Here is a 10,967-nt window from a genome sequence, read left to right as displayed (position 1 = left end):
GTTGCGGGCGCTCGACGGGTCCGGCGGATCAGCGCAGTGCTTCCCGCAGGGCGTCGACCCGGGTGACCGACCGGGTGAAGGCCGCGCGGTCGAGGCGGCCCGAGCCGAGGGCGGCGGCGAGGGCCTCCGTGGCGTCCTCGCCCTGCTGGGGGTCGCGGGCGGAGCAGAGGATGAGGTCCATGCCGGCGGCAGCGGCGGAGACGGCCCGGGTGCCGGTGTCGCCGTAGGGGGTGAGGGCGCCGGCCTCGAGGGCGTCGGTGATGGTCACGCCGCCGAAGCCGAGGCGGTCGCGCAGTTCGCCCTGGATGACCGTGGGCGAGAAGCCCGCCGGCCGGTCCGGGTCCAGAGCCGGGTAGATCGCCCAGGAGGCCATCACCAGGCGCACGCCCGCCGCGATGGCGGCACGGTACGGGGCCTCGCCGCGGCTGCGGAGCTGCGCCAGGGGGACGGGGAGGGTGACGGGGCGCGCGTCGGTGTTCTCGTCGCGGGCGGCCGAGCCGAGGCCGGGGAAGTGCTTGGCGGTGGCGGCGACCCCGCGGCTCTGCTGCGCGGCCAGGAAGGCGCTGCCCAACGCGCCCACTCGGGAAGGGTCCTGGCCGAAGGAGCGCTCGAAGTGGTCGATGAAGTTGTCCGGGGTGTCGTACACGTCGAGGACCGGCGCGAGGTTGACGTTCAGCCCGGCGCCGGTGAGCGTTGCCGCGGCGCCCGTCCCGGAGTCCACGGCGGCGAGGAGCGGGTCCGGGGCCGATCCGGTGCGGCGGGCGGAGAGTTCGGGCGCGCCGGGCAGCCGGCGGACCCTGCCGCCCTCCTGGTCGGTCATCAGCAGCAGCGGTCGCGGATGCCGCGCCGCTGCGGCGGCCTCCTTCAACCGGGCCACGGCCTCGGCAAGTTGTTCGGGGCCGGTGACGTTCTCGCCGAACAGGATGACCCCGGCCGCCCGCCCCTCCCGGATGGCCCGCAGGGTCTCCGGCGGCGGGGTCGGGCCCGGGTAGGACAGCACGATCCGGCGTCCCGCGAGCTGGTACGGGTCCTCGTCCTGACCGGCCACCGCCGTGGTCCTCTCCCCGGGAATCCCGCCGCCACGCGTGGCCGACCCGGCCGGGACCGGTCCCAGCACGGCCCCGAGCACCAGCAGCACCGACCCGAGCCGGGCAATCCGCCGGAACGCGGCCATCACGCCTCCAGGGTGAGGAGCGGCATACGGTCCGTCAGCGTACCCAGGGCCCCGGCGCCCGGCATCCCCGCGGAAGCCCCCCACCTCGGCCCCTCCGCCGCCCGCCCCGCCGACGGCCGGAGCCGGCGGGATCCCCCGGCGGGGCGACCGGTCTGCCGCGCCGCACCCGTCCGGGTGAACCGGCGTCCGCCGACGACGGAGCAGACCGGTACGGGGCGGGGCTCAGCCGGCTCGGCGAGGGCCCGGGGTGGCGGACCGGCGGGCCCCGTGGCGGACCAGTCGGCCCAGCACGGCCACGCCCTCGTCGATCTCGGCCGGGGAACGGGCCGCGTAACCGAGGACCAGGCCCGGTGGCTGGGGGAGGCGGGCGTGCCAGGAGAGCGGCTGGACCTTCACGCCCGCGGCGAGGGCGGCCGTGGCCAGTTCGGTGTCGCTGCGGCCCGGTCGCTCGGGGAGGGTGAGCATCAGGTGCAGGCCGGCGGCCGCGCCGTGCACCGTGGCGCCGGGCAGGTGGGCGCGGACGGCGGCGATCATCGCGTCCCGGCGCCGGCGGTGGCGGCGGCGCAACAGGCGCAGGTGGCGCTCGAGTTCGCCGGACTCCATCAGCCGCGCCAGGACCAGCTGGGGCAGCACCGGGTTGCCGAGGTCGGCGAAGCGCTTGGCCTCCAGGACGGCGTCGCGCAGCCGCGCGGGCACCAGCAGCCAGCCGGTGCGCAGGGCGGGGGCGAGCAGTTTGGAGATGCTGCCGGCGTAGCAGACCTGCTCCGGCAGGGCGGCCCGGAGCGCGGGCAGGGGCGGGCGGTCGTAGCGGTGTTCGGCGTCGTAGTCGTCCTCGATGACGAGCCCGCCCTCGCGCGCCCAGCCCAGCAGTTCGCGGCGTCGCTCCCCGCCGAGGACGACCCCGGTCGGGTACTGGTGGGCGGGGGTGAGCAGCACGGCCGGGGCTCCGGTGGCGCGCAGGGCGTCGACGCGGACGCCCTGCGCGTCGACGGGAACGGGCGGGGTCGCGGCGAGCCAGTGGGCGAGGTGCTGGCGGGCGCCGAGCGAGCCCGGGTCCTCGACCGCGACCTCGGTGATGCCCAGGCGGCCGAGGGCACGGCCGAGCAGGGCGAGGGCCTGGGCCGTCCCGGCGACGACGAGCACCTCCTCCGGGTCGGCGCGGATCCCCCGGTTGCGGGCGAGCCAGTGGGCGACGGCCTCGCGCAGGGCGGGCGCGCCGCGGACGTCGCCGTAGCCGAGGTGGTGGGCGGCGAGGCCGTCGAGGACGGCCCGCTCGGCCCGCAGCCAGGCGGCGCGCGGGAAGGCGGCGAGGTCGGGGAGGCCGGGGGTGAGGTCGATCCGGGCGGGGGCCGCGCGCAGTTGGTCGAACACCTCGGCGTCCGGGCCGTCACGGAAGAGGACGGGCGCCGGCCGGCGGGGAGCGGGCGCGGCGGCGGGCGCCGGGGCCGCGACCACCACGGTGCCGCCCCTGCCGCGCCCGCAGACCTGCCCGGCTTCGCCGAGTCGGCGGTAGGCGTCGGTCACCACCCCTCGGGAGACGCCGAGTTCGGCCGCGAGCACCCGGCTGGCGGGCAGTCGGCTGCCCACCGGGAGCCGCCCGTCGGCGACGGCTTCGCGCAGTCGGCGGGCCAGCCATTCGGTGAGGCCGCCGGTCGGGGCCTCGGCGGCGTCGAGCTGGAGGAAGTCCGCCCCGAGCTCTTTGGACCTGTCGTCAGCCTCGCCTTTGGACCTGTTCACCGGTCCATAGTGGCGCGAGGGTTGCCCCATGACCACCGAAGCGCACACCCGGGCCGCCCCGTACGTCCACGGCTACTCGGACGCCGAGGCGCAGCGCCTGGGCGACCAGGCCGACACCCTCGCCGAGTTGTTGCACGCCGGCACCGCCTATCCGGCGGGCAGCCGGGTGCTGGAGGCGGGTTGCGGGGTCGGCGCCCAGACGGTGCACCTGCTGGCCGGGAGCCCGGGCGTGCTGCTGACCGCCACGGACCTCTCGGCGGAGTCGCTGGACCAGGCGCGGGCCCGGGTGGCCGCCCAGGCGCCCGCCGCCCGGGTCTCCTGGCACCACGGCGACCTGCACCGACTGCCCTTCCCGGACGGCGCGTTCGACCACGTCTTCCTGTGCTTCGTGCTGGAGCACCTGCCCGACCCGGCGGCCGGCCTGGCGGCACTGCGCCGGGTGCTCCGGCCGGGCGGGACGATCACCGTGATCGAGGGCGACCACGGCTCGGCCTTCTTCCACCCGGAGAGCGCGGCAGCCCGCCGTACCGTCGACCACCTGGTCCGGCTCCAGGCCGCGGCGGGCGGCGACGCCCTGATCGGCCGCCGGCTGTACCCGCTGCTGACGGCCGCCGGGTTCGCGGAGGTGGCGGTCCGCCCGCGCACCGTCTACGCGGACGGCGGCCGACCCGCTCTGGTGGAGGGCTTCACCCTGCGAACCTTCGTCGCGATGGTGGAGGCCGTCCGGGCGGAGGTGCTGGCCGCCGGGCTGGCCACCGCGGAGGCCTTCGACCGCGGCATCGCGGAGCTGCGCCGGGCGGCCGAGCCGGGCGGGACCTTCCACTACACCTTCTTCAAGGCCGTGGCGGTCAAGCCGTAGGGCCCGCGCCCGGGCGCTCGGGACGCCCCGGCCGTACCAGGGGTCGGCGAGCCCGCGCAGTTCGCCGGTCGACGTCGCGGCGCGGCGCGGCGCGGCCGGGCCGGAACGGGGGGCGAGGTGCAGCCGGCCGGGGCCGGGCGGCCACAGCGGGGCCGGGACGCGGTCGATCAGCCGGAGGTGTCCCCGAGGTGCGCGAGGAGGGCGCGCATCGCGTCGACGAGCGCCGCCCGCTGGTCGTCGTCCAGGCCCGCCAGCATGCGGTGCTCGCCGGCGACGTGGTCGGGCAGGGCGCGGTCGATCAGGGCGTGGCCCTCCGGGGTGAGTTCGACGTCGCGGCTGCGGCCGTCCTGGTCGCTGCGGGTGCGGGTGACCAGGCCGCGGGCTTCCAGGCGGTCCAGGCGCTGGGTGATGGCGCCGGAGGTGACCATGGCGGACTGCATCAGACGGGTGGGGGTGAGGCGGTAGGGCGGGCCGCTGCGCCTGAGGGTGGCGAGGACGTCGAAGGAGGCGGCGTCCAGGCCGTGTCGGGCGAAGGTGCGGTTGAGCTCCGCGTCCACCAGGCGGTAGAGGCGCTTGAGCCGGCCGAACACCTCCATCGGGGAGACGTCCAGCTCGGGCCGCTCGACGGCCCACTGCGCGACAACGCGGTCCACATGATCTGCCACCGCCCCAGAGTAGGCGACGCCGACGAAGTTCCTTAGCAGTGAGGTAACTGTGAGCCATGTCACCCGCAGGAGCCGCCGACGATGCCTTAGTGCTGAGATACATTTCCTTAGTGCTAAGAAATCGGCTCGCCATCGTGCTGGTGACTGCCCTGGCCCCCGCCGTCTGGGGCACCACCTACCTCGTCACCACGGAAATGCTCCCGCCCCACCGGCCACTGCTGGCCGCCGTCATCCGCTGCCTCCCGGCCGGACTGCTGCTGATCGCCCTCACCCGCACCCTCCCGAAGGGCGGTTGGTGGTGGCGCGCACTGGTCCTCGGCGCGTTCAACATCGGCGGCTTCCAGGCCCTGCTCTTCGTCGCCGCCTACCGCCTGCCCGGCGGAATCGCGGCCACCGTCGGCGCCGTCCAGCCACTGGTCACCGCCGCGCTCTCCGCAGCACTGCTCGGCGACCGGCTCACGCTGCGGACCGTGCTGTCCGGGGTCGCCGGCGTGGCGGGCGTCAGCCTGCTGGTGCTGCGCGCCGACGCCCGGCTGGACGCCCTCGGGGTGGCCGCCGCGCTCGGCGGCGCGGTGCTGATGGCCTTCGGCGTCGTCCTCTCCAAGCGCTGGGCCTCCCCCGCACCGCTGCTGGCCACCACCGGCTGGCAACTCACCGCCGGGGGCCTGCTACTGGTGCCGGTCACCCTGCTGAGCGAGGGCGCCCCGCCCACCCACTACACCCTCGACAACGTGCTCGGCTACGCCTACCTCTGCCTGATCGGCGCGGCCCTCACCTACGCGGTGTGGTTCCGCGGGCTGCGGGCCCTGCCACCGACCTCGTTGTCCTTCCTCTCCCTGCTCAGCCCGGTGGTCGCGACCGCGACCGGTTGGCTCGCGCTCGGGCAGGACCTCAGTCCGCTTCAGGTGCTCGGCGCGGTGGTGGTGCTCGGCTCGCTGATCGCCGCCCAGACCCAGCGTCCGCGCACCGCGGCCCTGCCGCCGGCACCGGCTCGAGATCCGGCTCCGGCCCCGGCTCCGGGCGCTACTGCCGTCGGCTCGGGTGCTGCCCCCGCCGCTGCGGAGGCCGCCGCCGCGAGGGTGCGGCAGCCCCCGATCCCGTCGCCCCTGCGCGACGGCACCGCACCGCACACCCGCTGACATCAACTTTTCCGTCCAAGGAGGACCCCGCATGCGCATCACCGTGTTCGGCGCCACCGGCAACGTCGGCAGCCGCGTGGTGGCCGAGGCGCTCGCCCGCGGCCACGAGGTCACCGCCGTCGTACGGGACCCGGCCAAGCCGCACGACCTGCCGTCCACCGTCACCCTCGCCGTCGGCGACGCCCGCGACCCCGGCGACGTCATCCGGATCGCCGCAGGACAGGACCTGGTGGTCACCGCCACCCGTCCCGTGCCCGGCCACGAGCACGAGCTGGCCGCCGCCACCCGGGGTCTGCTGGACGGTCTGGCCGGGACGGGCGTGCGCCTGATCGCGGTCGGCGGCGCCGGCAGCCTGACCGTGCCGGTCACCGACGGGACCCTCCTCGTCGACTCCCCCGGCTTCCCCGACGAGATCCGGCCGATCTCGCTGGCCTGCGGCGAGCAGCTGGACCTCTTCCGCGCGGACCAGAAGGTCGACTGGACCTACCTCAGCCCGGCCGCCCGACTCGAACCGGGCACGCGCACCGGCCGGTTCCGGCTCGGCCGGGACGAACTGCTCGTCGACTCCGAGGGCCACTCGGCGATCTCGATGGAGGACCTCGCGGTCGCCCTGCTCGACGAGGCGGAGCACCCCGCCCACCGACGCGCCCGCTTCACCGTCGCGTACTGAACCACCGGCCGTCGAACCGCTACCGAACCACCCGCCGCTCGGTCACCGGCGGCCTGCCGCCGGCACCGGGACGAAGCCGCCGGGTACGCCCCTCCACCGGGAGGGGTGTACCCAGCACCACCTCGAAGAGGGGGCCCTGCGTCATCGTGCGTCAGCTGCCGGGCGGGACAGGATCGTGCCCGTGAACAGCACCGCATCCCGCACCCGCCGCGCGGCCGCCCTCGTCGCCGTCGCCACCGCCCTCCTGGCCTCGCTCGCCCTGCCCGCCACGGCCAGCGCCGAGGCCGCCCGCGACCCCGGCGACGCCGGGGCCGTGCCCGCCCGCTACGCCCACCAGAGCCTCGACTGGCAGCCCTGCGAGGGGCAGCCCGCGCTGGACTGCGCGACCATGGCCGTCCCGCGCGACTGGCACCGCCCCGGCGCCGGAGCCGATCTGAGCATCGCCGTCTCCCGGCACCGCGTGGCCGACCCGGCGAAGCGCAGGGGGACGCTGATGGAGACCGCCGGCGGGCCGGGCGGCCAGGGCCTGCTGCGCCCGATGGACCTGGTCCAGGGCGCCCCCGCCGTCGCCGCCGCCTACGACATCGTCAGCTTCGACCAGCGCGGCGTCGGCCGCAGCACCCACACCCGGTGCCAGACCCCGGAGGAGTTCCAGGAGTTCCTGGCCGGGGACTACCGGGACCAGTCCCCCGAGGCGATCGACCGCGTGATCGCCAACTCCCGCAAGCTGGTCGCCGGTTGCGAGGAGCACAGCGGCGATCTGCTGCCCTACCTGACCACCGAGCAAACCGTCCGCGACATGGACCTCTACCGCTCCCTGCTCGGCGAGAAGAAGATCAGCTACTACGGCGCCTCCTACGCCACCATGATCGGCGCCTACTACGGGACGCTCTTCCCGCACCGGGTCGAGCGGATGGTGCTGGACAGCAACATCGGCTTCGACGGCAGCTGGGAACGGTTCGAACTGGGCCAGCCCATGAGCTTCCAGCGGCGCTTCGAACAGGACTTCCTGCCCTGGATGGCGGCCCGGGACAGCACCTACCACTGGGGCTCGACCCCGGAGGAGGTCCAGGCGCACTGGGAGCAGCGGCGCGCCGCCCTGCACGAGCGGCCCGTCGTCGACGGGTCGTTGACCCTCGGGCCCAATCAGCTGGACAACGGCACGATCAACGCGATCTACAGCGACAGGGCCTTCCCGCTGCTCGCCGGCGCGCTGACGGCGCTGGACGACTGGCCGAACGCCGACCCGGCCGCCCAGCAGGCCGCCCGCCGGCTGTTCGGCCAGTACCTCAGCCCGGAGTTCCTCGCCGAGTACTTCTCGGTGACGTGCGCCGACACCCCGTGGACCAAGGACATCGGCACCTGGATCCGGCGCGGTGCCGAGAACACCGCCCGCTACCCGCTCGTCGGCGCGCGGACGCTCGCCTTCAGCTCGGTCTGCGCGGCCTGGCCGACGGGCCCGGCGCCCGAGGTCGCCGTCACCGGCGCCCACCTGCCCCCGGTCCTGATGCTCAACTCCCTGCACGACCCGGCCACGTACTACGAGGCGGCGCTCGGCGCGCACCGCGCGCTGCGCGGCTCGAAGCTGGTCACCGTCACGGGGAACGGCAACCACGGCCAGTACCCCGGTTCGGACCCCTGTGTCACCGACGCCGTCGAGCACTACCTGCTGGACGGCAGGGTGCCCGCCCACGACGTCACCTGTCCCGTCCCGCCGACCGCCTGAACGGGCGTCCGGTCAACTGCCGCCGCTCACCTGGCCTGGGCGGGCGGTCAACTACCGCCGCCCGCCCGCAGCTTGGCACGGGCCCAGGCGGCGGCCGCGGCCAGCCCGGCGAAGCCGCCGACGGCCAGCTTGATCCCGGCCTTGGCGACGATCCAGCCCACACCGGGGACGCTCCAGCCCAGCCAGCTGAACATCGCCAGCATCACCGTGCAGCCGCACAGGATCGCCAGCACGGTGACCGCGACGGCAGCGGTCCGCGACAGGTCGCCCGGGCCGTCCTCGCCGGGCGCCGGAACCGACCCGGCGGCCTTCGCGCCGCCGCCCACCTCCTGGCGGGCGGCTTCGTCCGCGCCGCCGCCGTCGACCCCGTCGTTCGTACCCCCATCACCCATGCGCCGATGATACGGCCTCAGGGGGCCACGGCCTCCGGCCGAGGGGCCGGGGCTCGGGCCGAGGGGCTCGGGCCGAGGGGCCGGGTGGCCGAGGGGCCGGGTGGCCGAGGGGCGGGGGCTCCCCGGCCCTCGGGCGGCGGGCTCACCGCCAGGCGTGGTGGGTGTCGCCGAGGTGCTCGCCGGTCTCGTCGTCCGGGAAGCTGACGGCCATGGTGACGCGGTACTCGTGGACGCCCTCCCGGTGCCCCGGCACCCGGGCCCAGGCCAGCGAGTGGACCTCGGCGTCCGGGGCCTGCCGGCACCAGGCGGCCGCCTCCTCCAGGGCGCGGGCGGCCGAACGGCCGGTGCACACCACCGCGGTGTAGGCGGCGACCGCGACGTCCCCGCCGGAGGAACGGCCGGAACGCGACACCGCCCGGACGGCGGCGGCGGCCTGGGTCAGGTCACGGGCCAGGTCGTCCACCACCCGAGGGGGTGCCGGCAGGACGACCGCTCCCTCGACGACGGTCTCCGGCAGGTTCGCGCTCACGGTTTCGGCCTCCATTCGCATGGTCACGCGGCACAGCATGCCGGACGACTTTTCCTGGCATGCCCACTTTCACGTGAACGTCATCCTTCCCGGGCCGAGTTGGGGACGCCCCCTGGTGCCGACCGGCCGGCCCTGCTAGACATGTCGGGGACCGGCGCCGGCATCCGGGCAGGTCAGGGCGGTCGCCTCCGGGCGCCGCCAGGAGCTCGACGCGCCGTCCACGTACCACCCCCGCGCTTCGGTCCGCCGCACCGGGCTCCGGCAGCGCCGGGGTGCCTCCGCCGGAAGCTCGGCCAACTCACCGTGGCGGCAGCGGACTCGGCTGCGCGACGGCCGGTCGCCGGTGGTCGGGCTGACCCGAGCGAGCAGCGGTACGGGCCGGGGGACCCCCGCTGAACTGCGGCGTTCGCGGCCTCGGTGGGAGCCGCCCGGCTCCCCGTCTTCCTGTCCCTGTCAGATCGTCGTGATACTAATCGTCGCGGCGGCAGCTGCCGCCGGGGCGGGGGCACGATGACGAGGACCCACCGTTCCACGACGGTCCGGACGGGCGACGGGGAGGGGCGACAGATGGCGGGGAAGTTCGGCAGCGCTCGGGGCGGGCGGCGGACACGGCTCGGCAAGCGGGTCACGGGGACGGCGGCGGCACTCGCCGCGCTGGCCGCGCTGACCGGCTCTCAGGTGTCGGGCCTCGGGCTCACCCCGGTCGCGGCGGCCGCCGACACCAACCCGGCGCCGGGCGGCGCCACCGCGCAGGACGGGTCCGGCACGCCGGCCTCCCCGTTCGGCGGCCCCGCCGCTCCCGGCACCGGCCGCCCGGCCGACGGCGGCGGCACCGTCCAGCTGCCCCAGCCGCCCGGCACGCTGCCCGGCGCGCCGTCGGCCGGCCCGTTCGCCGCCACCGGTGCCTCGCTGCCCGCCACCGTCCTCGCCGCCTACCGGCAGGCCGAGTCCTCGATCGCCCGGCGCAGCCCCGGCTGCCACCTGCCCTGGCAGCTGCTGGCGGCCATCGGCCAGGTCGAGTCCGGCCAGGCCGACGGCGGCCAGGTGGACGCCCGGGGAACGACCCTGACGCCGATCCTTGGCCCGGTGCTGGACGGCAACGGCTTCGCCGCGATACCCGACAGCGACGGCGGTCGCTACGACGGCGACTCCCGCTGGGACCGCGCCGTCGGCCCGATGCAGTTCATCCCGTCCACCTGGGCGTCCTGGGGCACCGACGCCGACGGCGACGGCAAGGCCGATCCGAACAACATCTTCGACGCCGCCGAGACGGCCGGCCGCTACCTGTGTGCGGGCGGCCGCGACCTCTCCGACCCGGCCCAGCTCGACCGGGCGGTGCTCAGCTACAACAACTCCACCGAGTACCTGCGGACGGTGCGCAACTGGATGGCCCACTACGGCAGCGGCCTGGTCAGCACCGTCCCGGACCACCCCGGCACCGCGATCCTGCCCGGCGCCCTGCCCACGCCGCTCCTTCCGGTCGGCGTCCCGGGCACCGGGAGCACGGGCAACGGCACGAGCCCGGTTCCGAGCGTCCAACCGACCACGCCCGCCTCCCCCGAGCCGCAGCCGACGACGACGCCGGCGACGCCCACGCCGACTCCGACGGCGTCCCCGCAGCCGACCACGACGCCGTCGCCCAGCGGCTCGCCGTCGCCCTCCGCCAGCCCGTCGGCCACCGCGACCGGTACACCGTCCCCGACGGCCACTCCCACGACCACGCCCACCGGCACGCCCACCGGCACGCCGACCGGCACCCCGACGGGCACGCCCACGTCCTGCCCGAGCCCGACGCCGACCGCGACGCCCACCGGCACCGCCAGCCCGACCGGCACCGCCTCCCCGACCGGCGCCCCGTCCCCGACGGCGACCCCGACCGGCACGCCCACGACCACGCCGTCCGGGCCTGCCGCCTCCCCCGTCTGCCCGACGCCCACGCCGAGCGGCACCCCGGGCGCCCCCGGCACCACCCCGTCCGCCGCGCCGAGCAGCACGCCGAGCGCCTCGCCGTCGCCCTCGGCCGCCACGACGAAGAAGTAGCCGCCGGCCGGAGGACCAGCGGCGGCGGTACGACCC

Annotated in this window: 10 protein-coding genes; 5 read left to right on the top strand and 5 right to left on the bottom strand. The window is 76.2% G+C overall.

The features are described 5' to 3' along the window. Nucleotides 1–28: 28 nt before the first annotated feature. Together ABT247_RS27245 and pdxR are read right to left on the bottom strand one after the other, a co-directional pair. Nucleotides 29–1,174, bottom strand: coding sequence for a glycoside hydrolase family 3 N-terminal domain-containing protein (locus ABT247_RS27245; protein WP_350747306.1), 1,146 nt, complete (start codon nt 1,172–1,174; stop codon nt 29–31). Between the two features lie 222 nt (nt 1,175–1,396). Then, entirely contained in the window at nt 1,397–2,911 is a 1,515-nt protein-coding gene (gene pdxR / locus ABT247_RS27240) for a MocR-like pyridoxine biosynthesis transcription factor PdxR (RefSeq protein WP_350747303.1), read from the bottom strand. Nucleotides 2,912–2,939: 28 nt separating this feature from the next. On the opposite strand from pdxR, the gene ABT247_RS27235 reads away from it, so the two are divergent. Beyond that, nucleotides 2,940–3,770, top strand: a complete 831-nt coding sequence (locus ABT247_RS27235) for a methyltransferase domain-containing protein (protein ID WP_350747300.1) — start codon at nt 2,940–2,942, stop codon at nt 3,768–3,770. A 167-nt stretch (nt 3,771–3,937) separates the two neighbouring features. Here the strand turns inward: ABT247_RS27235 and ABT247_RS27230 are convergent, their stop codons facing one another. Beyond that, complete coding sequence (locus ABT247_RS27230) at nt 3,938–4,435, bottom strand: MarR family winged helix-turn-helix transcriptional regulator (RefSeq protein ID WP_350747297.1); 498 nt, start codon at nt 4,433–4,435, stop codon at nt 3,938–3,940. Nucleotides 4,436–4,545: 110 nt separating this feature from the next. On the opposite strand from ABT247_RS27230, the gene ABT247_RS27225 reads away from it, so the two are divergent. From ABT247_RS27225 to ABT247_RS27215, 3 genes are all read left to right on the top strand, one after another. After that, nucleotides 4,546–5,574, top strand: coding sequence for an EamA family transporter (locus ABT247_RS27225; protein WP_392901596.1), 1,029 nt, complete (start codon nt 4,546–4,548; stop codon nt 5,572–5,574). Between the two features lie 31 nt (nt 5,575–5,605). Beyond that, nucleotides 5,606–6,244 carry an NAD(P)-dependent oxidoreductase gene (locus ABT247_RS27220; protein WP_350747290.1) on the top strand — a complete coding sequence of 213 codons (639 nt, stop codon included), beginning with the start codon at nt 5,606–5,608 and terminating at the stop codon, nt 6,242–6,244. A 181-nt stretch (nt 6,245–6,425) separates the two neighbouring features. Further along, entirely contained in the window at nt 6,426–7,970 is a 1,545-nt protein-coding gene (locus tag ABT247_RS27215; RefSeq protein ID WP_350747287.1) for an alpha/beta hydrolase, read from the top strand. A gap of 47 nt (nt 7,971–8,017) precedes the next feature. Here ABT247_RS27215 and ABT247_RS27210 read toward each other — a convergent pair whose 3' ends face one another. Both ABT247_RS27210 and ABT247_RS27205 read right to left on the bottom strand, forming a co-directional pair. Then, nucleotides 8,018–8,362, bottom strand: coding sequence for a hypothetical protein (locus ABT247_RS27210; protein WP_350747285.1), 345 nt, complete (start codon nt 8,360–8,362; stop codon nt 8,018–8,020). 142 nt (nt 8,363–8,504) lie between these two features. Beyond that, complete coding sequence (locus ABT247_RS27205; protein WP_350747283.1) at nt 8,505–8,918, bottom strand: hypothetical protein; 414 nt, start codon at nt 8,916–8,918, stop codon at nt 8,505–8,507. A 540-nt stretch (nt 8,919–9,458) separates the two neighbouring features. On the opposite strand from ABT247_RS27205, the gene ABT247_RS27200 reads away from it, so the two are divergent. After that, nucleotides 9,459–10,931, top strand: coding sequence for a lytic murein transglycosylase (locus ABT247_RS27200; protein WP_350747280.1), 1,473 nt, complete (start codon nt 9,459–9,461; stop codon nt 10,929–10,931). Nucleotides 10,932–10,967: the final 36 nt, after the last annotated feature.

This window comes from Kitasatospora sp. NPDC001539 (assembly GCF_040298565.1).
Lineage (GTDB): Bacteria > Actinomycetota > Actinomycetes > Streptomycetales > Streptomycetaceae > Kitasatospora.
The sequence above is the reverse complement of the archived record's forward strand: the minus strand, read 5'-3'. Positions and strand labels throughout refer to the sequence as shown.